The sequence below is a fragment of the Confluentibacter sediminis genome, assembly GCF_003258355.1.
GTDB classification, from domain to species: Bacteria; Bacteroidota; Bacteroidia; order Flavobacteriales; family Flavobacteriaceae; genus Confluentibacter; species Confluentibacter sediminis.
The window spans coordinates 200,924-226,044 of record NZ_QKPO01000003.1 but is presented as its reverse complement, the minus strand read 5'-3'; the positions used below and the strand labels follow the sequence as shown (position 1 = coordinate 226,044).

Genomic DNA, 25,121 nt, shown 5'->3' with positions numbered 1-25,121 from the left:
CGAAATTTACCTAATCTAGTTTATTGATGTAATAGTCTTTGTACTTATTGGCATCAAAGGTAAATAAGGTTTTTGATAAAGGCTCATTTGTTTTAAAAGAATTAACGGTAAGTGTTGTTTTAGTACCATTTTTTCCTATTTGTATGAGTGAGTAGATATGTTTTGTTTGTGCATCTATTCCTAATAGGATATATTTTATTTCAGAATTTGAGTCTATAGGCGTGAGCTTGACATATTGAATTTTTCTGCCTTGTACATTTTGTTCAATATCTAAAGCATAGGTATAACCATCTTCATAAAAAGACAGCATTTTACTTGGTGTTATATTGTCTTCTGAATCTTCATTATGTGATGAAATGGTCACTTCTTCATCTTCTGGGCTAATACTGTAAAGCTTTTTACCATCAAAAAGACGTGTAGTACCTAATATATTTAATTTATATTTTTCCCCTTGTAAAACCACATCTCCTCGAGTTTCTTGCTTTATTTTTTCTGCGGTATTCTCTAAAACATATTTGAAATCAATAGAAATGTTTTGATAGCTTTTTACTTTTTGGGATACTTCATTTAAAAGTGCTTTTCCTTTATTTTGTGAAAAGGAACTACTAATCGTAATTGATAGTAATAAGAATGTTATGATGTTTTTAATTTTCATTTTTATCATTATATGTTTTCATTTTCTAAAAACTTATCTAAAGTCGTTAAATCTGTTATTAATACTTGTCTAGCTTTACTGCCCTCGAACGGACCAACAATACCCGCAGCTTCTAATTGATCAATTAATCGCCCTGCTCGGTTATAACCTAATTTTAGTTTACGTTGGAGTAGGGAAGCAGAACCTTGTTGCGCTTGAACTATGACAATGGCTGCATCTTTAAAGAGTTTATCTCTTTCCGATATATCTATATCAATACTCATGCCACTTTCTTCTCCAATATATTCTGGTAACGCATAGGCTTCAGGATAGGCCTTTTGTGATCCAATAAAGTCTGTCAATTTTTCAACTTCTGGTGTGTCAATAAATGCACATTGCACCCTAGTCACATCATTTCCTTGTGTAAATAGCATATCACCACGACCAATAAGTTGGTCAGCCCCCGAACTATCCAAAATAGTTCTGGAATCTATTTTTGATGTTACTCTAAAAGCTATTCTAGCAGGGAAATTAGCTTTTATAATACCTGTAATCACGTTTACAGAAGGTCTTTGTGTAGCAATAATTAAATGGATGCCAATGGCACGTGCTAATTGTGCTAATCGTGCTATTGGGGTTTCAACTTCTTTTCCAGCCGTCATAATTAAATCTGCAAACTCATCCACCACCAACACAATGTATGGTAAAAATTGATGACCTTCATTAGGATTTAATTTCCGTGCTTTAAATTTTACATTATACTCAGCAATGTTTCTGCAAAGAGCATTTTTAAGTAATTCATAGCGATTATCCATTTCAATACATAAAGAATTTAATGTATTGATAACCTTAGTGTTATCTGTGATGATAGCATCTTCGCTATCGGGTAGCTTGGCTAAATAATGGCGCTCAATTTTATTGAAAAGTGTAAGCTCTACTTTTTTGGGATCAACTAATACAAACTTAACTTCTGCTGGATGTTTTTTGTAAAGTAACGACGTTAAAACAGCGTTTAATCCAACCGATTTTCCTTGGCCTGTAGCACCTGCCATAAGTAAATGGGGCATTTTTGCTAAATCGACCACCAGTGTTTCATTGCTAATGGTTTTTCCCAACGCGATAGGCAGTTGCATATCTGAACTTTGAAACTTCTTTGAAGCAATCACTGAACGCATGGAAACTACAGTAGAGTTTTTATTTGGTACTTCAATACCTATAGTTCCTTTTCCTGGAATGGGTGCTATAATACGAATACCAAGTGCTGAAAGAGATAATGCAATATCATCTTCTAAATTTTTAATTTTAGAGATACGAATCCCAGCATCTGGAACAATTTCATAAAGCGTTACCGTTGGGCCAATAGTAGCTTTAATATTGGCAATACCTATACTGTAATTTTTTAAGGTATCTACAATTTTATTTTTATTGTCTTCTAATTCTTCTTGGTTAATGGTGATGCTCTCCGAATCGTATTTTGTCAAAAGGTCTAGAGGAGGAAATTGATAGTTAGCAAGCTCTAAAGTGGGATCAAATTGTCCAAAATCTTCAACCAATTTATTGGCTAAATTATCGGTCTCAGAAAGTTCTTCTTTAACTTTAACAACTTTCATTTCCAAAGATTCTAATTCTATATCTTCCTCATCTTCAATAATATTTACTTTTAAAGGGGAAATATTATCTCTTGTATTAATTTTTTGCTTAGTAGGTAATTCTTCGTTATCTAAAGATAAATCAAAAGCAGATTTAATATCTTCCGCTTCAGCCGATAAATTATTATCAAAAATTATGGATGGTTCTTTTTCCTCACTATCGGAAAACTCATCCTTAATATTTTTTTTAGCAGAAGTAAATAGTTTGGCAAAACTTTCAAAAGTTAATTTAAAACGAATAGCCAAATAGGTTATTAAGCAAAATAGAAGTAGAAGTACAATACCAATAACACCTATGTAATCTTGCAAATATGAATTTACCTCAAAACCAATAACACCACCAAGATTATCATTTAGATTAACAAAAAAACCAAAGAAAATTGAAAGCCAGATAATTACTAAAAGCCCCCAAAACCAATGGCTTCTTAATTTAGCTTTATTAAGATCCATTAAGACATAAACGCCAGAAAGAAAAATAAGTATTGAGAGTATAAATGAAGAAATTCCAAATCCACGATGTATAAAAAAATCACTCAACCAAGCACCACATTTACTTAACCAATTTTTTGATACCGTGTCCCTTGATGTAAAATCAGACAAGCTACTTTGATCTGCTTCTCCAGTAAAAAAGAATGACACAAAGGAAATGAATAATAATATACCAAATATAGCTAAAAAGCTACCTAACACCAGTTTTTGTTGGTTAGACAACTTAAAGCTTGGCATTTTAAAAGGTTTTTTAGGTGATTTTTTAGTTTCGGTTTTTTTCTTCGCCATTAATGCGCTGTTAGTTTAAACAAAAATACAAATTACTAACGTTTATCCTAAAGGTAATAGTATTTAAAAAAATTTAGGAATGTATATAATTAAACCAATAGCTATAGCGAATAAAGAAGCTATAAAAACGGCACCAGCTGCTATATCTTTTATAATACCTATTTTTTTGTGATGCTCTGGATGGATAAAATTTGCCATTTCTTCAATGGCAGTATTAATACCTTCCATACTCATAACCAATCCTATAGCTAAAAATTGAATGATCCATTCCATATTAGTTATATGGTTATAAAAACCTGCAATTGTTACTAAAATACCAATAGCAAATTGCACTTTAATACTAGCTTCTGTTTTTAAAAGGAGCAAAGCACCTTTATAGGCATAACCAACACTTTTAATTCTATTAGCTAAAAAAGATTCTTTTTTATGCCTCATTTTTTATCGCTTTTAAAGCTGCTTCATAATTTGGTTCTTGACCAATTTCAGGGACTTGCTCTGTATAAATAATGGTTCCTTTATTATCAATTACTATAATACATCTTGAATGTAAAGCATCAAAAATACCAGTAGTTATAGTTAAGCCATAAGTTTTACCAAAAGCGCCTGTTTTAAAATCTGACAGCATAATAACATTTTCAATGCCTTCGGCAGCACAAAACTCTTTTTGCGCAAAAGGTAAATCTCTAGAAATACATAGTACTTTTGTATTATTTAAAGAAGCAGCATCTTTATTAAATGTTCTAACAGACGCTGAACAAACTCGAGTGTTAACACTTGGGAAAATATTTAAAATAAGGTAACTTCCTTTAAAATCTTCCATTGTTTTTGTAGAAAGGTCAAGTGATACCAATTCAAAATTTGGGGCTTTAGTTCCAACATATGGTAAGTTTCCCGATGTTTCTATTTGATTTCCTCCTAATGTTATAATAGCCATATTGATGTTTTTAAGGTCTAAAATTAGACATTACTACTTAATAAACAGATTTTTTTAAAAAAATATTTAATTCCGATTTTATAGGGATTATACATTGTAAAAATTGTATGTATTTAAATCATGATTTTTCCAATCTGTCAACTTAATGTAAATAAATGTACTTTTTTAAAACCGATATTTAAAATTTTTCGTTTGTCTAGGTATAATCTAAAATTGTTTAATAAAAAAATTAAAAATCATGAAAACATTAAATGTATTAAAATCAAGCGTATTCACAATCGTCCTTATTGCTTCAATATCTGTTTTTTCACAAACAAAAATGATGAAAGAAGATACTAAAATGGTTGGGGGTGCCGCTATGTATCCAACCAAAAATATTGTAGAAAATGCTGTAAACTCAAAAGATCACACAACTTTAGTTGTTGCTGTTAAGGGTGCCGATTTAGTGGATGTTTTAATGAGTGAGGGACCTTTTACTGTATTTGCTCCAACGAATGCAGCTTTCGACAAATTACCTAAAGGAACTGTGGAAACATTGGTTAAACCAGAAAACAAAGAAACTTTACAAAACATTTTAAAATATCATGTTGTGGCTGGTAAATGGAATGCCAAAGATATCCTCAACATGATTAAAGACGGACATGGTAAAGCCATGATAAAAACTGTAAGTGGTGGTACATTAACAGCTTGGTTAAAAGGTAAAGATGTTTATATTACTGATGAAAATGGTCATTCGGGAATGGTTACTATAGCGGATGTTTATCAATCTAATGGTGTTATCCATGTTATTAATGCCGTTCTTTTACCAAAATCATAAGACCTTACATTTGAATTTAGTTAATAGCAAAAAGCCACTTCAATTTATTGAAGTGGCTTTTTGCTTATCTGTTTTTTTTAATTATTTATCAATAGACCCTAAAACACGCTGCATAAAAGCATTTAAAGCCTCTTTTTTTGGCGTGCCTTCTTTTATCATTTTATGGACTTCAATAGCACCATACATATTCGATATGAGTTCACCTATAACGTCTAGTTCTTCATCTTTAAGTGAAGGTACTTCTGTTAAAGCTTCCAATGTTTCAATGGTTTCCCCCACAAAGTCCTCGTCATTATCCTCAATAAATTGAGTCAAATGTTTAATTACTGGTAACTTCATCTACTAGTTCTTTTAAAACCTCAAACTTATTTGTTTGAACTTGATTTAAGAATGTACCATTTTTAAAAGTGGCAAAGGTTGGTAAATTGTCTACTGTTGCTAATTTTCTAGATTCTGGAAATTTCTCAGCATCAGCTATTACAAATTTAGCATTCTCATGTTCTGAAGCTAATTTTTTGAATTTAGGCTTCATGATTCTACAGTTTCCACACCAAGTTGCCGCATATTGTACCACAACTAAATCATTATTATTTATGATATCCTGTAAGTTATCTTCTGATAATTCTTCCATTTCCTTAATTTGTTTTTTAGTGATTTGCTAAATAATTAGCCACACCACTTCTGTTAGCACTCATAGCATCTTTACCTTCTTCCCAGTTTGCAGGACAAACTTCACCATGTTTTTGATTATGGGTCAATGCATCAATAAGACGTAAATACTCATTTACATTTCTCCCTAATGGCATGTTGTTAATACTTTCATGTTGAACTAGACCATCTTCATCAATTAAATAAGTAGCTCTATAAGTGACATTATCACCTTCTAATTCTAAAACTCCGGTTTCTTCGTTATAATTTTCGCCAGTGATATCTAGAATACCTAACGCACTTGAAAGATTTCTGTTGCTATCTGCCAAAATAGGATAAGTAACGCCTTCTATACCTCCATTGTCTTTAGATGTACTTAACCATGCAAAATGTACCTCTGGAGTATCACAAGAAGCACCTATTAAAAGCGTGTTGCGTTTTTCAAATTCCCCGATAGCCGCTTGAAATGCATGTAATTCAGTTGGACAAACAAAGGTGAAATCTTTAGGATACCAGAATAATAATACTTTTTTCTTGTTTTTAACAGCCTCTTCCAGAACGTTTACTTTAAAAGTATCGCCCATTTCGTTCATTGCGTCTACATTCAAATTTGGAAATCTTTTACCTACTAATGCCATGTTTTTTTATATTTATTTGTTATTAATTTTTTACAATACAAATATAAAAGAGAGATAACGATTAAATGAGAAACTAAAATTCTTATTATTTATTTTATTATAGATTTTTGTTATTGATTTAATGATACCTCATAATTTTATTCTATTTAGAGGCTAGTTGCTTTATTTTAATTGAAAAAGCGGCAAATAATAGTGTCATAAACGGACTTAACCAATTGAAAATAGCATAACCAGCATAATGTAATGTATCCACCCCTAATACACTGCTTTGGTAGGCACCACAAGTATTCCATGGAACTAATACGGATGTTACTGTGCCACTATCTTCTAATGTTCTCGAGAGGTTTTCTGGAGCAAGTCCTTTATCCCTAAAGGCTTTCTCATACATTTTCCCCGGTACTACAATAGCCAAATATTGGTCACTTGCGGTAATGTTTATGGCCAAACAACTAGCAACAGTACTTGCAAATAACCCAAAGGTAGTATGGAATAATTTTAAAAGGGCTTTACTGATGGTTGTTAGTGCGCCTATGGCATCCATAATACCACCAAACGCCATGGCACATAGTATTAACCATATGGTTCCCATCATTTTAGCCATACCTCCAGAAGTAAATAATCCTTTTAAAGCTTCATTATCTGTAGGTATTGATGTTTCAACCGTTATAGCATTCATGATACCTTTATATCCAGTAGAAAAATCTAAATGGGTTCCTCCACCGATGATTGTTACAATATTAGGTTGAAATATAAGTGCAGCTATACCTCCTAATAAAGTACCTATTAGTAATGCGATCAATGGAGATGTTTTTTTTACAATTAAAAAAATAACTATTACAGGAACTAAAAATAGCCAAGGACTCACATTAATGGATTTTTCAAGAGCTTCTAAAATAATATGGGTATCTGCAACACCTTTTGTTTCTAGATTAAGACCAATCATGATAAAAGCTATTAAAGTAATTATAATGGTTGGCGTTGTGGTGTAAAGCATATATCGAATATGCGTAAACAAATCGGTTCCAGCCATAGCGGGTGCCAGATTGGTGGTATCACTCATTGGTGAAATTTTGTCACCAAAATAAGCTCCAGACAAAACGGCTCCTGCAGTCATCCCTAGTGGAACTCCCAAAGCTTCAGCAATACCTATTAATGCGATACCAACGGTTGCAGAAGTAGTCCAACTACTTCCGGTAGCTACTGATATAATAGCGCAAATAATAACACAGGCGGCCAAAAATATGGTAGGATTTAAAACTTGTAAACCGTAATAAATCATGGTTGGAATAATGCCGCTAATAAGCCAAGTGCCTGCTAAGGCTCCAACCATTAAAAGAATGAGTAAAGCTCCAGCTGTAGATTTTATATTTTCAGCAACCTCTTCCATCATTTGGTCAAAACTAACTTTATTGAAAAAACCAACAATAGCTGCAACGGCACCTCCCAATAATAATATAAATTGGTTAGAGCCACTCAAAGCATCATTTCCAAAAACGAATACATTATAAGCAAGCATTCCCACAAGTATAAATACAGGTATTAATGCTTCCCAAATATTTAGTTCTTTGTTCTCTACAATATGTTCGTCTTGTGGTTGTGTAGGCTTAATATCTTGGCTATCCATATAATTGAAAATTTATAATTGTAATAATACGATTTTCATGAACGCTACGCAAATGGAAATAGTTCCTTACTTTTACTAATAAATGCAATATGAGATCAATAAGTTATAAGTGGATTGAATTTTTGATTTTATTTATATTCATTCCAATAAGCTATACTTTTAATTACCACATTGTTATTAAAATGATTATTGGCATTTTAGGTTTTGTCTATGTTATTTACATCCTTTTAGAGATTGAGAAAAAAGCATTTAAAATGTCTAGGAATATTAATTGGAAATTATTTCTAAAAGAAACGCTTTTAAAATTCTTAATTATTGCTGTTTTAACTACTTTGTTTGTTTATTTTAATAACAAATCATTATTATTTAGTGTTATGCTTAGCAAACCTTTATTGTGGGTTTTTATGCTATTTGTTTATAGTTTTTTATCTGTATATCCACAAGAATTAATTTATAGAACCTTATATTTCCAGCGATATAAAAGTTTATTTAAATGTCAACACGTTTTCATTTTAATAAATGCGCTCGTTTTTGCTATGGCCCATATGTTTTTTAAAAACTCTTTGGTTTTAGTTATAACTTTTTTGGGAGGACTTTTATTCGCGATAACCTATTATAAAACAAAATCTACTCTTTTAGTATCCATAGAACATGCCATGTATGGATGCTGGTTATTTACTGTGGGAATGGGAGGGATGTTAGGTTTTCCAACATAACCTTTATTTAAGAAGATGTTCTTAAAATAATATCTTTGGAATCTTTTTATTATTTTTAGCCAACTGAATATTTAATCTAACCAAAATTAATTATGAAACAATTAAGCTACATTATTTTAGGGCTTATTATCGGTGCTCTTTTAACTTATTATTTTTGTCCAAGAATGATCAATCAACCTCCAGGTAAAATTGTAAAACCAAAAGGTGTTATTACCGTAGAACAAGCGAAAGCATTAAACGATAACTGGACTAAATACCGAAAACAAGCTGTAGATTCTGCTGCTAAAGAGCAAGGGAGGGAAGAGGACGACCGTTCTACGTATTGGTCTTTAGAAGATATTGAAAACTATTTAGATTATGCTAAACATTACTCTGATAGTATAGGGTATAACATGACTGGTATTCGGGTGTATCTTGGAGTATATGGCGAAAATGCGGGGCAAACTAAAAAAAACCTAACGACCATGTTTATGGTGCCCACTTTACAAAAAGCGAAATCCCTGGCTAGCAGTTTTTATATAAATATGCAAGGTGGAGGTGGCTCCAATGTACCGCCATTGAATGAGGGAGCAGGCGGTCAAGGTGGATATATTCCACATAATGATTAATGAACCCTTTATTTTACAACGTATATTTGTTTGTAGGTTAAATATTATTTTTTCATAAATTAAAAATTTAATTTATGAAACAAACAATGAATTTAAAGATGGTGCTTATATACGGATGTATGTTTGCACTAATATATGTTGTAGCTTCTAGTTTTAAAACAGAAGGTACTAAAATGTCAAACACGTCTAAATTTTATAAGCCTTCTGGGGTCATTACCCAAGAAAGAGCTATTGAATTAAGAAAAACTTGGCATTCCAAAAATGAAGCTTTATTTAATAAAGCAGGTCATGCTAAATTTGATGATGAAATAATCTCATTAGGATGGTCATTAGAGGATTTGCGTAACTATTTAGACTATGCGGAACATGAAGCAAAAGAAAAAGGGTATAACATGACGGGGGTAAGGGTTTACTTTGCAGCATATCCAGAAAAGGGTGGCCAAAACACGCTCTTTTTTGCACCGACAGGCTATAAATCTGCCTCGCAAGCATCTGTGTTTGGTTCGCTCTTTACGGCAGATGATGAAGCGGTTATACCTGTTTCTCCTTTAAATAAGGGTACAGGGGGGCAAGGTGGAGATGACCCACCGCCACCACCGCCAAATGATTAAATGAATGAATTTTTATTAGAATACAATAATACCATTACATTTTGTGTGGAAATTTTAGCAGCTGTTACAGGTTTAGTGCTTTATAATAAGTATAAACCAACAGCTGCTACATATTTTATCTACTTTTTGGCGTATTTGTCTATTTGCGATGTATTTAATACCTATGTGTATTATATAAAAGATGGTTTTTTGTATTTTTTGAGAGGTACTGTTTTTATTAGAAATTTTTGGTGGACTACTTTGTATTGGAAAATCGGAGCGATTCTATTTTTTTCATTTTATTATCATGGCATCTTAGCGAATAAAATATTTAAAATGATTTTAAAATACAGCGGTTATTCCTTTTTGATATTTTCTAGTATTTACGTATTGTATAATTGGGATGCTTATTTTGTTCAATTTTTCCCCATAATAAGTATTCTAGGAGCGGTCATTGTTTTTTTATGTACAGCATTTTATTTTTTTGAAATATTAAATAGCGAAAAGATATTAACGTTTTACAGATCCATTAACTTTTACATTAGCGCGGCTATTTTTATTTGGTGGCTTATTATTACGCCTTTGGTGTTTTACGATATTTATAATTCCCGTTACGATTGGAATTTTATCTTCTTAAAATGGCAAATCTATTTGTTTGCAAATATAGTGATGTACTTAACGTTCACATTTGCATTGATTTTTTGTAACCCTGACATTGATATCCAATAAAATGAATCAATTTATATTAAAAATAACATTAATGCAAGAACCTGAACGATTAGTTAGTACCGCTGCCGAGCGTTATTTGCTAATTTATATGATTGCTGTTTTAGTGATTGTAACCTCATTGGTTATCTTGTTTTTTGTGGTCTTTTTAAAACGAAAAAATAAATTGCTTTTAGACCAAATTAAACAACAACAAGCTTTTGAAGCTGAAATTGCCCAAGCTCAAACAGAAACTCAAGAACAAACCTTAAAAAATATTGGTTGGGAACTTCATGATAATGTAGGGCAGTTACTATCGTTTGCCAGTATGCAATTGAGTATTTTAAAAATGCAAGTTGCTGATGATGTAAAAGAAAAATTTAAAGAAACGTCAGATGCTCTGCGAGATAGTTTAGCAGAAGTGCGACAACTTTCTAAAACATTAAATAATGAAGTTATTTTAAATATTGGTTTTGAAAAATCGATTACCAATGAACTTAATCGATTGAAGAAAATGAAATTCACCACAGCGGAACTTGATATTATTGGTGAAAGTGTTGAGTTTAAGGACAGGAAGCATGAGATTATTATTTTCAGAATTCTTCAAGAATTTTTATCCAATTCCGTCAAGTATTCCGAAGCTCAAAACTTAAATGTTATTTTAAACTATCAAACAGACAATTTGGTGATAACTATGAAAGATGATGGCAAAGGGTTTAATATGGATGAAGTTGAAAAAGGTTCCGGCTTGATAAATATGAAGAGTAGGGCCGCTTTAATTAATGCTAAATTAGAACTTACTTCTAAACCTAACGAAGGTGTTACTTTAATTTTAATTTATCCATTTAACTAATTTCTAGCAAGCATCCCAAATGATATCTTTTGGTAAAGGAGCGGTTATCTCTATGATCTCATTTTTTACAGGATGCATAAAACTAATATGTCTAGCATGAAGATGAATACTCGCATCTGGATTGCTTCTATCGAACCCATATTTTAAATCCCCTTTAATGGGGCAACCTATACTTGAAAGTTGTGAACGTATTTGGTGATGTCTTCCTGTTTCTAAATTAACCTCTAGCAAACAATAATTATGTAGTTTTTTTAAAACTTTATACTGAAGAATCGCTTTTTTACTTTCGGGAACTTCCTTTAAATGCGCAACGGACTTGTTGTTTTTTTGATTCTTTTTTAGCCAATGAATTAAAGTGTCACTTATTTTTGGAGGTTCATTTTTAATGATCGCCCAATAGGTCTTATGAATATCCTTAGAAACAAATAGTGCATTAAGTCTCGGTAAAACTTTACTGGTTCTTGCAAAAATTACAAGACCAGTGGTTGGTCTATCCAATCTATGAACAACACCTAAATAAACATTGCCTGGTTTGTTGTGTTTTTCAGCAATATATTCTTTTACAACGTCGCTTAAAGGCATATCACCCGTTTTATCACCTTGAACAATATCACCAGCACGTTTGTTGACTATTATAATGTGATTGTCTTCGTAAAGAACTTGTAAATTAGACTTATTAGATAAAATCTTAGACATTTTTAACTAGTTAGATTTTTAGAGTTGATTTGACTTTGGAAATCATTTTAATCATTTATTCCAATTGTTTGGAAGTTTTATTTAATTCAATGACTGTTATAAACGTCAAGCCCAAAGCAATTAGCAACTATGTTTTATTAGCATGGCTCTAAAGTAATTTCTAAAAACCTTGAAAAATCTTTATTTGATTTTCGTGAATACCCATCTTCAACTCTTTAAATCTACGCATTTAAAAATCTAATAATTCTAACCCCTCTAAGAAGCTTGAACTAATATTGCTCATTTTCATTAGGAAAGTCGACCGATTTCACATCATCAACATATTGTGTGATGGCGGTAGTCATATCATCATATAAATTCATATATCTTCGTAAAAATCGAGGATGGAATTCATGCGTCATGCCCAACATATCATGAAGCACTAAAACCTGTCCATCAACACCATGTCCAGCACCAATGCCAATAATAGGGATACTGACGCTTTTAGCAACTTCTTCAGCCAATTTAGCAGGTATTTTTTCAAGTACAATTCCAAAACAACCAATACGTTCCAACATTTTTGCATCTTCAATCAAATCTGCAGCTTCTTGTTCTTCTCTTGCTCTAACGGTGTAAGTTCCAAATTTATAAATAGATTGCGGTGTTAATCCTAGATGTCCCATCACAGGAATACCAGCATGTAGAATACGTTTTATAGATTCTTTAATCTCTTTGCCACCTTCCATTTTTACGGCATGTCCACCACTTTCCTTCATAATTCTAATTGCAGAACGCAACGCTTCTTTTGGATCACTTTGATAACTGCCAAAAGGTAAATCAACCACTACCAACGCCCTATCTATAGCACGAATTACAGAAGATGCATGGTAAATCATTTGATCCAAGGTAATAGGCAATGTTGTTTCATGTCCAGCCATGACATTGCTGGCAGAATCACCAACAAGAATAACATCGACACCGGCGCCATCCACAATTTTCGCCATGGTATAATCATAAGCCGTTAGCATCGATATTTTTTCACCATTGGCTTTCATATCAACTAAGGTTTTAACAGTAATGCGTTTATATTCTTTTTTAGCAGTAGACATAATTATTTAGTTTATTTTGACAGAGAGCAAAAGTAATAAAACAAATTTGAAGGAATAAAAATATAAGCTAACAATCTGACATGTTTACTCCGATTGCCAACCCGCCTTTAGAGGTTTCTTTGTATTTAGAGTTCATATCTTTTGCAGTTTCCCACATGGTATTTACAACTTTATCCAATGGTACTTTTACATTTTTTGGATTGGTTTCCAAAGCCAATTCTGCGGCATTAATAGCTTTAATGGCTCCCATGGAATTACGCTCGATACAGGGGACTTGTACCAAACCACCAATAGGGTCGCAGGTTAAACCAAGATGATGTTCCATAGCAATTTCGGCAGCCATTAATACTTGTTCCGGTGTGCCTCCTAATAATTCTGTTAACGCACCAGCAGCCATGGCAGACGATACACCTATTTCTGCTTGACAACCACCCATAGCCGCTGAGATGGTAGCACCTTTTTTGAAAATACTTCCAATCTCTCCTGCAACCAATAAAAATTTTTTAATATGCTCAAAATTTGCATCGTGGTTTTCAATAACCATATAATACATGAGTACTGCTGGTATGACACCAGCACTTCCATTTGTTGGTGCAGTAACAACTCGACCCAAAGAGGCATTAACTTCATTAACACTTAACGCAAAACAGCTTACCCATTTTAATATCTGTCTAAATTTAACTTCAGATTTACGAATAGTTTCTAGCCATTCTTGGGGATTATTATAGGTTGCATCGCTTATTAAATTTTTATGGATATCGTTTGCGCGGCGTCTTACGTTCAATCCGCCAGATAAATTGCCTTCCGTATGGCAACCAATATACATGCATTCTAGCATGGTATTCCAAATCCGTTTTAGCTCAAAATCTATAGTTTCATTAGTTCTTAATGATTTTTCATTTTCTAAAACAACTTCAGAAATTGACATATTAAGATTTTTACAATAGGAGAGTAATTCTGTCCCTAACTGAATAGGGTAAGGAAATGTTTTAAATATTTCTTTATTCTTTTTAGCATTTTTACGTTCTTCTTTAACTACAAAACCACCACCAATGGAGTAGAAGGTGGATTTTTGCTTTCTATCATTAATCATTGCTGTGAAAATTAAACCATTGGCATGAAATGGTAGAAATTTTTTATTGAAAACAATTTGGGTTTCTGGATTAAAAAGGATGCTAAATTCATTATTAAAAACAATTATGTGTCTCTCTTTGATAGTACTAATAATTGAATTAATCGATGCTATAGGAATTAATTCTGGATTTTCACCGCTCAGTCCTAGCATAATAGCTAAGTCTGTAGCATGTCCTTTGCCTGTTAAAGATAAAGAGCCATATAAATCGACTTGTATTTTTTCAATCTTATTAAAATTATTGGATTCTTTCAATTCTTTAATCCAGCGTTCGGCGGCACGCCAAGGGCCTAATGTATGGGAGCTGGAAGGTCCAACACCTATCTTAAGCATATCAAATACCGAAATACATTCCATGGTTAACTGATTTGAGTCAAATATAAGATGTTTTAAATATTAGGTCGGTTAACTAGTAGGTAAAATTAAAAATAATGACATGATGTCATATTTTTTGTCATGGCATAATCATTGACATATTGAACTTGAATTTAAAAACGAATATTAAACACAATTAATAAAATATACTATTATGAGTAAAATTATTGGAATCGATTTAGGAACAACCAACTCTTGCGTTTCTGTAATGGAAGGTAATGAGCCTGTTGTAATCCCAAACGCAGAAGGTAAGCGTACTACGCCATCGGTGATTGCTTTTGTAGAAGGAGGCGAAATTAAAGTTGGTGATCCAGCAAAACGTCAAGCAGTAACAAACCCTACAAAAACAGTTTATTCAATTAAACGTTTTATGGGAAATAAATATTCTGAATCTAAAAACGAGGCAGAACGCGTACCATATAAAGTTGTAAAAGGAGATAACGACACGCCAAGAGTTGATATTGATGGACGTTTATATACGCCACAAGAATTATCAGCTATGATTCTTCAAAAAATGAAGAAAACAGCTGAAGATTATTTAGGAACTACAGTAACAGAAGCTGTTATCACAGTACCTGCTTATTTTAATGACTCACAACGTCAAGCAACTAAAGAAGCTGGTGAAATTGCTGGTCTAAAAGTTCGTAGAATTATCAATGAACCTACAGCTGCGGCATTAGCTTATGGATTAGATAAAAAAGGTAAAGATCAAAAAATTGTTGTATTTGACTTCGGTGGAGGAACACATGACGTCTCTATCCTTGAGTTAGGAGACGGTGTGTTTGAAGTGCTTTCTACCGACGGTGATACCCATTTAGGTGGTGATGATGTGGATGAGAAAATCATTGGTTGGCTAGCAGATGAGTTTAATGCTGAAGAAGGTATAGATTTACGTAAAGATCCTATGTCTTTGCAACGTTTAAAAGAAGCTGCTGAAAAAGCTAAGATTGAATTATCATCTTCGGCTCAAACAGAAATTAATTTACCATATATCACGGCTACTGCTAGTGGACCAAAACACTTAGTACGTACTTTAACACGTTCTAAATTCGAACAATTAATTGATGATTTAGTAAAACGCACGATTGCGCCTTGTGAATCCGCTTTAAAAGCAGCAGGTTTATCAAAAAGTGATATCGATGAAATTATATTAGTAGGAGGTTCTACGCGTATTCCTGCAGTACAAGCTGCTGTAGAGAAATTCTTTGGAAAAGCTCCAAGCAAAGGAGTGAATCCAGACGAAGTAGTATCTTTAGGTGCTGGTATTCAAGGGGGTGTGTTAACAGGAGATGTTAAAGATGTATTGCTTCTGGACGTGACGCCATTATCATTGGGTATTGAAACCATGGGGAACGTTATGACAAAACTTATTGAAGCGAATACGACCATTCCTACTAAAAAATCGCAAGTATTCTCAACAGCAGCTGATAATCAACCTTCTGTAGAAATACATGTATTGCAAGGGGAACGTGCTATGGCAGCTGATAACAAAACAATCGGACGTTTTCACTTAGATGGTATTCCACCAGCAAGAAGAGGAACGCCTCAAATTGAAGTAACGTTTGATATTGACGCTAACGGAATTATTCACGTAACAGCAACAGATAAAGCAACTAATAAAACGCAAAATATCCGTATTGAAGCATCTTCTGGATTGACAGAGGAAGAAATCAAAAAAATGAAAGCAGATGCAGAAGCCAATGCAGAAGCGGATAAACAAGCGAAAGAAAAAGCAGAAAAATTAAATGCTGCTGATGCTATGATTTTCCAAACCGAAAGTCAGTTAAAAGAATTTGGTGATAAATTATCAGATGATAAGAAAAAACCAATCGAAGAAGCATTAGAAGAACTTAAAAAAGCTTACGAAACTAAAGATATCGCTGTTATAGAGCCTGCTTTAGATAAAATAAACGAAGCTTGGAAAGTGGCTTCTGAAGAAATGTACAAAGCACAAGCTGATGCACAACAAGGTGGTGCAGCTCCAGGACCAGATGCTAGCCAAAACGGACAAGCAGAAGGTAGCGATGTTGAAGACGTTGACTTCGAAGAAGTAAAATAAATTATCTTTCCTGTGAAGGCAAGACTCCATAAAAAAAGCAACCAGAAATGGTTGCTTTTTTTATGGAGTCAAATTTAAGAATAAAACAATCTATCATGCATGCTTGCTATTTTAGTATATTTGTGTAAATAGAAGTTCCATGTCATCTAAACTTTCACAATTATTACAAATTGAACATCCTATAATCATGGCTCCCATGTTTTTAGTTTCCAATACGGCTATGGTTAAAGAAGCCATGAAAAGTGGCATTGCCGGCTGTATTCCTGCATTAAATTACAGAACGTTGGAAGAATTAAGAAGTGCATTAAGAGAACTCAAAATGGCTAAAGTAGCAGGTGGGGCATTTGGTTTTAACTTGATTGTAAATAAATCCAATTTAAAATTTAAAGAGCAATTACGAGTCATTTGCGAAGAAGGCTGTGATTTCATCATTACATCACTTGGAAGCCCTGAAGATGCTATAAATGAAGCATATAAACATCATATAAAAGTATTCTGTGATGTGGTGGATTTAAAGTTCGCACAAAAAGTAGAAGGTTTAGGAGCCGATGCCATCATCGCGGTTAATAATGAAGCGGGTGGGCACAGAGGTAATATAAGCCCCAAAGATTTAATCACTGATTTGGTGGCACATTGTAACATTCCCATTATATCAGCAGGTGGGGTTGGAAGTAAAGCAGACCTAGATAAGATGCTTGGTTATGGGGCAGCAGGCGTTTCGGTTGGGAGTCCATTTATTGCTTCTGTTGAATCCAGCGTAACTAATGAATACAAACAAGCTTGTGTAGATTATGGTGCTAAAGATATCGTCATGACCGAACGTATTTCTGGAACACCTTGCACGGTTATCAATACACCGTATGTTCAAAAAGTGGGAACAAAAGCCACTTGGTTAGAATCTGTTTTGAACCGACATAAAAAATTGAAAAAATGGGTTAAAATGATTCGGTTTGCTAAAGGCATGAGAGACACTCAAAAAGCAGCCAATGAAGTCACTTATAAAACGGTTTGGGTGGCAGGACCAAGTATTGAGCAGACAAAAACCGTTTTGTCTGTGAGTGATATAGTGAAAAAATTAATTGTGTAGGCATTTATTGTATTTTTAATTTGAATGGATTTACAGCTTTAAGTTGTAATCTTTATGAAAAAAAATCTGATAATTTTAGTTGTTCTTATTTCAAATTTTGCTGAAGCACAGTTTATCAAGGAAAAATCAATAAACGTTCAAATAGGTTACGGGCTTAGACGTACCCTATTACAGCGTAGCTGAAATTGTTGATGATGGTTTTTTTGTGCAAGTGGATTTAGTTATGAAAGTAGCAGGGTGGTTTGAAATTCGTCCATATGCCGGTTTTATATTAACAAGTTCAAATAGAAAAGATTTTCACGACAACCCAACAGATGAAATGGCTGAATCGAAGGCTTTTTTATTGGGAGGTAAAGTACGTTAAGGGCTCCAATTCCTTGGGTAGCACCTTATGCAGAAATAGGAATAGGAACTTCCATTGGGAGATTTGAACTTCGACATATTTCAGCAATTTTGATAAAAGTGGTATCATTTATCATATTCCTTTCTCATTTGGTTTGGAGCTGGGGAGAAATAATAATGTAGATTTAGGAATTGTGTATTACTTTCAGCCTTCTGTTCAACTATATGTTGAAGCTTTTGCGGTTGGTGTAACCATTACATTAAAAAATTAATATAATTGGTTATATCTATTTCTTCACTTATTTTAATCACCTATAATTTTAGATAATTTAGCAGGATTGTTTATAACTTTCTTAAGTTGTTTATACTACATGTTGACTTGCAGGATTTAAAAAATTAACTTCGCTTATCACTACATATGAATCATTGCAACGATTTCATATCATAATAATTGGCGATAATTAAAACTAAATTTTGAAAGAACAATACGAAATAGAATTTATATCCTTTAAAGATAAATTATCCTCTTTTATCTTCAGGCTTGTTACAAACAGACAAGACACAGAAGACATTGTTCAAGAAACCTATCTCAAAGCATTTGAAAAGCTAAATACCTTTAGAAAACAATCATCTTTTAAAACGTGGGTATTTACTATTGCTATGAATACGGCTAAAAACCATTTGGAAAAACAAAAAAGATGGCAGGAAAACGCGCAAGACTATGGAGCCAACCTGCATTCAAAATCCCCCGAATACTGGGAAAGGTTTCAGCATGTTTTTAAAAGCACCCCTGATCAAGAGTATGACATAAAAGAACATATTAGTTACTGTTTCAACTGCATTAATAAAACCTTGCCATTAAAGCAACAGGTGTGTTTATTGCTAAAAGAGGTTTACCATTTTAAGGTGGATGAGATCATACAAATTACCAACTTGACTGAGGGAGTTGTAAAACATGCTTTAGCGGATGCACGTAAAAACATGATTCGCATTTTTGATGGTCGGTGTGCTTTTGTCAATAAAAATGGAGTTTGCCATCAATGTACAGAGCTAACAGGAATATTGAACTCAAAACAAAATGCGTATATCAAAGCCCAAGAAGTGAAAATGGTACAAGAGGGCAATTCAGTAGACAAGGAATATTTGCTGGATTTACGATTGGAATTAGTGAAGGGAATAAATCCTTTAAATTCAAAAAACACTTTAGTAACGACATACTTTTTAGAACACTCTGAAAAATGGGTAATCGAAGGAAAATTAAAAAAAGTTTTAAAAAAACCGTCCGAAAAGTAAATCTAGTTTGTCTAAATACTAAAAAACTCTAAAAAAGTATGCAGACAAAACTAAAAGCACCTCTACAATTAAACCAGAAAATCACCGTCAAGGCTTCAAAAGACAAGGTCTGGAGAATATTTAATGACCAATCTCTTTTACCCAAATGGACACAAGATGTTCAAATATCCCATTATGATGAAGTAATGGCTTCACCAGGTCAATTAAGAAAAAACGAATGCATTGTAAATGGCAAAAAAGGAACCATTGAAACAAGATGTGTTGCCATGTATGGAAAAGACAGAGCCGAGTTTTTCGTAGAAAAAGACACTTTTGGAATGACCAAAATGTTGCTAAATATGTCATTTGCAGCGGAGTTTAGGGAAATTTCTGAAAATGAAACAGAATTTGTAATGCAATCTCATTTCACACCAAAAAACGTATTACTGAAACTGATGAATCCAATTATCAAAAAGAAAATGAGAAAAGAAGTTGATATCATGATTAAAGGATTAAAAAGTTTTATTGAAACAGGAAAGTTGAATCCGTTAAACCCAGCAAATCAATGATTACTATCCTAAAAAAAATACAATGAAATATTTTACTCCAGATTTTGTAGAATTCTTCATGGATTTAGCAAAAAACAACCACAAAGATTGGTTTCACGAAAACAAAAAAAGATATGAATTGAGTGTAAAAAAACCGTTCACACTTTTTTTAACAGACTTGATCACAGAAATTCAAAAATTCGATCCAACATTGGCTATTGAATCCAAAGACTGCATTTTAAGGATTAACAAGGATATTCGTTTTTCAAAAGACAAAACACCCTATAATTTATATTATACTGCATTTATTTCAGCAGGTGGGAAAAATGACAAAAGTATTCCTGGTTTGTTCTTAAGATTTAGCCCAGAAGAAATTGGCATTATGGCAGGTTGTTACGGTGTTTCGGCAACACAACTTTTAGGAATTAGAAACACCATTCAAGCAGACATTGCGATATTCAAAAAGTTGTATACTGATAAAAAATTGATTGACAAATTCGGCTCCATTCAAGGCGAAGAACTGAAACGTATTCCAAAAGAATTTCAGGCAACTTATGAAAAAGAACCTTTGATCGCAAAAAAGCAATTCTACGTTGTAGCCATGCGGGAACCAGAACTATTGACGAGCGACCATCTAATCAATGAAATAATGTTGTATTGGCATACGGCAAGACCATTCAATGATTATTTAACAAAAGCAATAAAATCATAGGGAAATGGCGCATGATGAATTTTTAGCAGACCGGGTAAGACAAGCCTTTAATGAAAGTAACACCTCTTTTGAAGAAAAGAAAATGATGGGAGGTTTGTGTTTTATGGTCAATGGCAAAATGTGCATTGGCGTTGACATTGATAAAAACACAGGAAATTCAAGAATAATGGCAAGAATTGGAGAAGATCATTACCAACAAGCCTTGCAAAAGGATGGGAGTTCTGAATTTAACCTCACCGGTCGACCAATGAAAGGTTTTGTTTTTGTTTCTGCAGAAGCAATTGACAGGCAAGAAGATTTAGCATATTGGATTCAACTGTGTTTGGATTATAATCCATTTGCTAAATCAAGTAAGAAAAAATAATTACGGTTAGCACATTATAAAAATTAATTACTAGTGCAAGTTTACTTATGAAAATGCTCATTTTCTGTTTGGTTTGTATTTGCTAAACTAGGCGTTTAAACGCACAACTAATATTATGAAAAACGATTAAAACTTTAAATTTCATGACTATTTTTTAGCTTCTACCAATTCCAATTGCTCCAAACTTACATTAGTCGTAAACATCCCATAATTAACAACGGCTTTGTTTTTTTCAATTTTATCAATGCTTCCAATAGCACGCCCATCTTCCATGCGTACACGGTCTCCAACTTTTAAAACAGCTTTAGGTTTGGGAGTTTCGATAGCTTTTTTCTTAGCTTCTTTCTTTTTTTCTCTAATAACTTCAACTACTTTTTCAGCTTCTTGTTTAACAGCCGCTTCTTTGGCTTTGATTACTTTTTTCTCTTTAATGGTGACTTTTTTACGTTTGGAATTTTCTATTTGAACCAATTTAAAAAGTTCATCCATCAGAACCTTTTTTTGTTTATCGTTGAAGTACTTATCCGCTAATCCATCCAGTTTTTGTCCTAAATAAATTAATCGCTGATTACTATCATACAATTCTTGATAGCTTTCTAATTTCTTTTGAATTTTAGTATTGATTTCTTCTAATTTATCGGCTTCTTCAATTTTTTTTCGTTCATTTAATTTTAAAGATTCCCCCGTTTTTTCTAGTTTACTACGTTCTTTTTGGAGTTTTGCAATGGTTTCGTCAAACCTCACTTTACTGCGTTCAATTTTCTTTTTAGCTCTGTTAATCAAACTAAAGGGAATGCCATTTTTTTGAGCAACTTCAAAAGTAAAAGAACTTCCTGCTTGTCCAATTACAAGTTTAAACATAGGTTCTAAAGAACGTTCATCAAATAACATATTGGCATTTAGCATAAAGGGCAATTCATTGGCCAACATCTTTAAATTGGAATAGTGTGTTGTAATAATTCCAAAGGCTTCCCGATGATAAAATTCTTCTAAAAATGTTTCCGCTAATGCGCCACCAAGTTCGGGATCGCTTCCTGTTCCAAATTCATCTATTAAAAAAAGGGTATTCTTATTACATTTCTTTAAAAAATAATTCATTTGTTTTAACCGGTAGCTGTATGTACTTAAATGATTTTCAATAGATTGATTATCTCCAATATCACTTAGAATTCTATCAAATAAACATACTTTACTGCGTTCGTGTACAGGGATTAACATACCACTTTGTAACATAACTTGTAATAAACCAACGGTTTTTAAAGTGATACTTTTACCACCGGCATTGGGTCCCGAAATAACTATAATTCTGCCGTCACTATTTAATTCTATAGTTTGTGGATAGGTCGTTTTTTTCTTTTCTAAATGATTTAAATAAAGTAGGGGATGATACGCATCACGCAAAAAAAGGCGTCTATCATCTGTTATTTCTGGAAGAATACCATTTATGGAACGTGCATATTTTGCTTTTGCTGCAATCACGTCTACATCTATTAAAAAAGTTTGATAACTTTCTAATAAAGGCAAAAACGGACGTAAATAATTAGTGACTTCTTTTAAAATCCGAATGATTTCTTCCTGTTCTTCGTACTCTAAATTATTAAGTTCTCTAGAATGTTGTAAAGTCGTTTCGGGTTCAATATATACAATACTTCCTGTTTTACTGCTACCCATAATAGTGCCTTTTACTTTACGGCGATGCATGGCTTTTACAGCTAATACACGTTTATTATCAACTACAGATTCTCTAATATCGTCCAAATAATCAAGACCGTGATACGTATTAAGAGCTGATGCAAAACTCTGATTTATTTTTCCTTTTACATGGTTAATGGATTGGCGTAATTCACAAAGTAAATTGGATGCATTATCTTTGATGTCTCCAAAACGATCGACTATGGCATCTATTTTTTCAATAATGGATTTTGTAACTTCTATATGAGCAACAAAGTCAGCAAATGTTGGGTAATAGTCTTTAAACTTATTAATACATGTCACTATCTCGTTAACAGTAAGAGACATAGAAGCTATTTTTTTTAAGCTGTGAACTTCTAAATATGTATTTTCAATTTTTAAAAGCTTTAATTCTTTGGTAATAGCATCAAAACCATGGTTAGGAATGCGGTTATCGTTATAAAAAGAGGATACATATTCATTGGTTAATTTAAGGGCGTAAAGCAAATCCTCTTTTGTTTTAAAAGGCGCTATTTGCAAGGTACTTTCATTACCTAAAGGCGTAATACAAAGTTCACTAACTTGCTTTAAAACAGTTGAGAATTCAATATCTTTTAATGTCTTTTCGTGAATGTGTATCATTGGGTTTTGTAAAATCTACTAAAAGCGCAAAGTTAAAAATTCTTTAGGGATATCAGGTTTATATTAAATCATACTTTATTTGATATAAAAACTTGTAAAAACTAAAACTTTTAGGTTATTTGTAACATTAATTTCTATTATTCTACAAACATTAAAAATATATAAATAATGAACTTTTTAAAACGTGTATTATCCACCGTAGTGGGGCTTTTTGTGTTTCTATTTATTTGTTTCGGATTACTTATTGTTGTTGGATTGCTATTTGGTTCATCTTCAGAAGAATTTGTGACAGTCAAATCTAATTCTGTACTAGAATTAACCTTAGATTTTCCTATAAAAGACTATGCAGGAAAAACGGAGTTTAAAGAATATACCTTTTTAAATGAAGATAGAAAAAATGGACTTTTCAATATTATTGATGCCATTGAATATGCTGCCACCGATGATCATATTAAAGGGATTACTATTGAAAATAACTTTATTGTAGCTGGGATTACACAAACTAAAGAAATACGTGACGCCTTATTGAAATTTAAAAAATCAGGAAAGTTTATTACTGCGTATTCAGATATCTATACCCAAAAAGATTACTATTTGAGTTCTGTAGCCGATACTATTTACCTAAATCCTGCTGGCAGTTTAGAGTTTAAAGGTTTATACTCAGAACAATTATATTTAAAAGATATACAAGAAAAAACAGGCTTAAAAATGGAAGTGATTCGCTACGGAAAATATAAAAGTGCCGTAGAACCTTTTTTGGCTAATGAAATGAGTGCCGAAAACAGAGAACAAATAAGTGTTTACTTAAATTCTATATGGAAACAAGTAAAACAAGATATTTCGGAAAGTAGACAGGTCTCTATGGAAAATCTGGATAGTATAGCTGATAATTTATTAGCCAGAAATGCCATATTGGCAAAAAAATCTAATCTAATTGACAAAATCGCTTATCATGACCAATATATTTCAGGACTTAAACATGCATTACATCTTGAAAACGAGGATGATATTGAACGCATCACTATTGAAGACTATGCCATTCATACGGCTGATAAACTAAAATCAAATAGTAGTAATCAAATAGCCGTTATTTATGCCGAAGGGGATATCATTTATGGTGAAGGTGACGAAAATAATGTTGGACAAGGCACGATGAGAACGGCTTTTAAAGAAGCTAGAGATGATGAAAAAATAAAAGCGATTGTATTGAGAATTAATTCACCTGGAGGTGATGCACTGGCCAGCGAGCTTATTTGGAGAGAGATAGAATTGACAAAACAAATAAAGCCAGTGATAGTATCTATGGGAGATTTAGCAGCGTCAGGGGGGTATTATATCGCTTGTAACGCTGATAAAATTATTGCAGAACCCACAACCATTACAGGAAGCATTGGTGTGTTTGGGATGCTGCCTAATGGAAAGGAGTTAGCGGACAATATCGGTATAAATGCAGAACAAGTGGTCACTAATAAAAATGCCGTGGATTATAGTTTTTTTGAGCCATTAAGTGAACAACAACATGATTTTATCAAAGAAGGTGTTATAGATATTTACGAATTGTTTACAAAACGAGTCGCTGATGGTAGAAAGATGACGCAAGACGACGTTAAAATAATCGCAGAAGGGCGAGTTTGGACTGGAGCAGATGCTATAAACATTGGTCTGGTTGATGAAATAGGTGGTTTAGATTTGGCATTAAAAACAGCTGCTGAAGCAGCTAATATTAAAGATTACAAAATAAAGGAACTTCCGGTTTTTCAAAAAGATTTGGATAAAATATTGAGAGGTTTTGGTTTAGTAAAAACTAAAGAAGCTATTTTAAAAGAAGAATTGGGTGAAGAAAATTATAAGATGCTCAAAAAAATAAAATCAATGACAGAAAAAAAAGGTGTACAATTATTGTTCCCTTATAGCACAGATATAAAGTAAAATAATTTCTT

At 32.8% G+C, this 25,121-nt stretch carries 26 protein-coding genes; 14 read left to right on the top strand and 12 right to left on the bottom strand.

Annotated features, from left to right (window positions below; genetic code table 11):
* Positions 1-10: 10 nt before the first annotated feature.
* The 4 genes from lolA1 to tpx form a co-directional block, all read right to left on the bottom strand.
* On the bottom strand, positions 11-655 hold the full coding sequence (gene lolA1 / locus DKT72_RS02995; protein ID WP_111307335.1) for an outer membrane lipoprotein periplasmic chaperone LolA1: 645 nt from the start codon (positions 653-655) through the stop codon (positions 11-13).
* A gap of 8 nt (positions 656-663) precedes the next feature.
* Complete coding sequence (locus tag DKT72_RS02990; protein WP_111307240.1) at positions 664-3,060, bottom strand: DNA translocase FtsK; 2,397 nt, start codon at positions 3,058-3,060, stop codon at positions 664-666.
* Positions 3,061-3,123: 63 nt separating this feature from the next.
* Complete coding sequence (locus DKT72_RS02985; protein ID WP_111307239.1) at positions 3,124-3,495, bottom strand: diacylglycerol kinase; 372 nt, start codon at positions 3,493-3,495, stop codon at positions 3,124-3,126.
* Positions 3,485-3,994 (bottom strand): thiol peroxidase, encoded by a 510-nt coding sequence (gene tpx / locus DKT72_RS02980; protein ID WP_111307238.1) that lies wholly within the window; start codon positions 3,992-3,994, stop codon positions 3,485-3,487. The genes DKT72_RS02985 and tpx overlap by 11 nt, the downstream gene beginning before the upstream one ends.
* Before the next feature lie 238 nt (positions 3,995-4,232).
* Here tpx and DKT72_RS02975 point away from each other — a divergent pair, with 238 nt between their 5' ends.
* Positions 4,233-4,811, top strand: a complete 579-nt coding sequence (locus DKT72_RS02975; RefSeq protein WP_111307237.1) for a fasciclin domain-containing protein — start codon at positions 4,233-4,235, stop codon at positions 4,809-4,811.
* 81 nt (positions 4,812-4,892) lie between these two features.
* On the opposite strand, the gene DKT72_RS02970 is transcribed toward DKT72_RS02975, so the two are convergent.
* The 4 genes from DKT72_RS02970 to nhaC form a co-directional block, all read right to left on the bottom strand.
* Positions 4,893-5,150: a DUF6952 family protein gene (locus DKT72_RS02970; protein WP_111307236.1), complete on the bottom strand. Its 258-nt coding sequence runs from the start codon at positions 5,148-5,150 to the stop codon at positions 4,893-4,895.
* The gene (locus DKT72_RS02965; protein ID WP_111307235.1) at positions 5,131-5,442 is read right to left on the bottom strand and encodes a thioredoxin family protein; all 312 of its coding nucleotides are present in this window, start codon (positions 5,440-5,442) and stop codon (positions 5,131-5,133) included. The genes DKT72_RS02970 and DKT72_RS02965 overlap by 20 nt, the downstream gene beginning before the upstream one ends.
* Before the next feature lie 16 nt (positions 5,443-5,458).
* Complete coding sequence (locus tag DKT72_RS02960; RefSeq protein WP_111307234.1) at positions 5,459-6,097, bottom strand: peroxiredoxin; 639 nt, start codon at positions 6,095-6,097, stop codon at positions 5,459-5,461.
* A gap of 142 nt (positions 6,098-6,239) precedes the next feature.
* Complete coding sequence (gene nhaC / locus DKT72_RS02955) at positions 6,240-7,721, bottom strand: Na+/H+ antiporter NhaC (RefSeq protein WP_111307233.1); 1,482 nt, start codon at positions 7,719-7,721, stop codon at positions 6,240-6,242.
* Positions 7,722-7,810: 89 nt separating this feature from the next.
* Here nhaC and DKT72_RS02950 point away from each other — a divergent pair, with 89 nt between their 5' ends.
* The 5 genes from DKT72_RS02950 (at position 7,811) to DKT72_RS02930 (ending at position 11,193) form a co-directional block, all read left to right on the top strand.
* A complete protein-coding gene (locus DKT72_RS02950; RefSeq protein ID WP_111307232.1) occupies positions 7,811-8,437 on the top strand; it encodes a CPBP family intramembrane glutamic endopeptidase in 627 nt (208 codons plus the stop codon).
* 92 nt (positions 8,438-8,529) lie between these two features.
* Positions 8,530-9,045 carry a hypothetical protein gene (locus DKT72_RS02945; RefSeq protein WP_111307231.1) on the top strand — a complete coding sequence of 172 codons (516 nt, stop codon included), beginning with the start codon at positions 8,530-8,532 and terminating at the stop codon, positions 9,043-9,045.
* Between the two features lie 74 nt (positions 9,046-9,119).
* A complete protein-coding gene (locus DKT72_RS02940) occupies positions 9,120-9,656 on the top strand; it encodes a hypothetical protein (RefSeq protein ID WP_111307230.1) in 537 nt (178 codons plus the stop codon).
* Entirely contained in the window at positions 9,657-10,364 is a 708-nt protein-coding gene (locus tag DKT72_RS02935) for a hypothetical protein (protein ID WP_111307229.1), read from the top strand.
* 31 nt (positions 10,365-10,395) lie between these two features.
* The gene (locus DKT72_RS02930) at positions 10,396-11,193 is read left to right on the top strand and encodes a sensor histidine kinase (protein WP_235841588.1); all 798 of its coding nucleotides are present in this window, start codon (positions 10,396-10,398) and stop codon (positions 11,191-11,193) included.
* Between the two features lie 3 nt (positions 11,194-11,196).
* On the opposite strand, the gene DKT72_RS02925 is transcribed toward DKT72_RS02930, so the two are convergent.
* The 3 genes from DKT72_RS02925 to DKT72_RS02915 form a co-directional block, all read right to left on the bottom strand.
* Positions 11,197-11,889, bottom strand: coding sequence for an RluA family pseudouridine synthase (locus DKT72_RS02925; RefSeq protein WP_111307228.1), 693 nt, complete (start codon positions 11,887-11,889; stop codon positions 11,197-11,199).
* 269 nt (positions 11,890-12,158) lie between these two features.
* Positions 12,159-12,977, bottom strand: a complete 819-nt coding sequence (gene panB / locus DKT72_RS02920; protein ID WP_111307227.1) for a 3-methyl-2-oxobutanoate hydroxymethyltransferase — start codon at positions 12,975-12,977, stop codon at positions 12,159-12,161.
* Positions 12,978-13,044: 67 nt separating this feature from the next.
* The gene (locus tag DKT72_RS02915; protein WP_111307226.1) at positions 13,045-14,466 is read right to left on the bottom strand and encodes an L-serine ammonia-lyase; all 1,422 of its coding nucleotides are present in this window, start codon (positions 14,464-14,466) and stop codon (positions 13,045-13,047) included.
* A 172-nt stretch (positions 14,467-14,638) separates the two neighbouring features.
* Between DKT72_RS02915 and dnaK the strand changes: the two genes are divergently transcribed.
* The 7 genes from dnaK to DKT72_RS02885 all read left to right on the top strand — a co-directional run bounded on the left by dnaK (position 14,639) and on the right by DKT72_RS02885 (position 20,868).
* Positions 14,639-16,543, top strand: coding sequence for a molecular chaperone DnaK (dnaK, locus tag DKT72_RS02910; protein ID WP_111307225.1), 1,905 nt, complete (start codon positions 14,639-14,641; stop codon positions 16,541-16,543).
* A gap of 139 nt (positions 16,544-16,682) precedes the next feature.
* Positions 16,683-17,630 carry an NAD(P)H-dependent flavin oxidoreductase gene (locus DKT72_RS02905; protein WP_111307224.1) on the top strand — a complete coding sequence of 316 codons (948 nt, stop codon included), beginning with the start codon at positions 16,683-16,685 and terminating at the stop codon, positions 17,628-17,630.
* A gap of 223 nt (positions 17,631-17,853) precedes the next feature.
* Positions 17,854-17,994, top strand: a complete 141-nt coding sequence (locus DKT72_RS18155; RefSeq protein WP_162623225.1) for a hypothetical protein — start codon at positions 17,854-17,856, stop codon at positions 17,992-17,994.
* A gap of 452 nt (positions 17,995-18,446) precedes the next feature.
* Positions 18,447-19,265, top strand: a complete 819-nt coding sequence (locus DKT72_RS02900) for an RNA polymerase sigma factor (protein ID WP_220628068.1) — start codon at positions 18,447-18,449, stop codon at positions 19,263-19,265.
* 38 nt (positions 19,266-19,303) lie between these two features.
* Positions 19,304-19,813: an SRPBCC family protein gene (locus DKT72_RS02895; protein WP_111307222.1), complete on the top strand. Its 510-nt coding sequence runs from the start codon at positions 19,304-19,306 to the stop codon at positions 19,811-19,813.
* Between the two features lie 22 nt (positions 19,814-19,835).
* Positions 19,836-20,504 carry a DUF2461 domain-containing protein gene (locus DKT72_RS02890; RefSeq protein WP_111307221.1) on the top strand — a complete coding sequence of 223 codons (669 nt, stop codon included), beginning with the start codon at positions 19,836-19,838 and terminating at the stop codon, positions 20,502-20,504.
* Between the two features lie 4 nt (positions 20,505-20,508).
* The gene (locus DKT72_RS02885; protein ID WP_111307220.1) at positions 20,509-20,868 is read left to right on the top strand and encodes a TfoX/Sxy family protein; all 360 of its coding nucleotides are present in this window, start codon (positions 20,509-20,511) and stop codon (positions 20,866-20,868) included.
* 147 nt (positions 20,869-21,015) lie between these two features.
* Here DKT72_RS02885 and DKT72_RS02880 read toward each other — a convergent pair whose 3' ends face one another.
* Positions 21,016-23,181, bottom strand: coding sequence for an endonuclease MutS2 (locus tag DKT72_RS02880; protein WP_111307219.1), 2,166 nt, complete (start codon positions 23,179-23,181; stop codon positions 21,016-21,018).
* 168 nt (positions 23,182-23,349) lie between these two features.
* Between DKT72_RS02880 and sppA the strand changes: the two genes are divergently transcribed.
* Complete coding sequence (gene sppA / locus DKT72_RS02875; RefSeq protein WP_111307218.1) at positions 23,350-25,110, top strand: signal peptide peptidase SppA; 1,761 nt, start codon at positions 23,350-23,352, stop codon at positions 25,108-25,110.
* Positions 25,111-25,121: the final 11 nt, after the last annotated feature.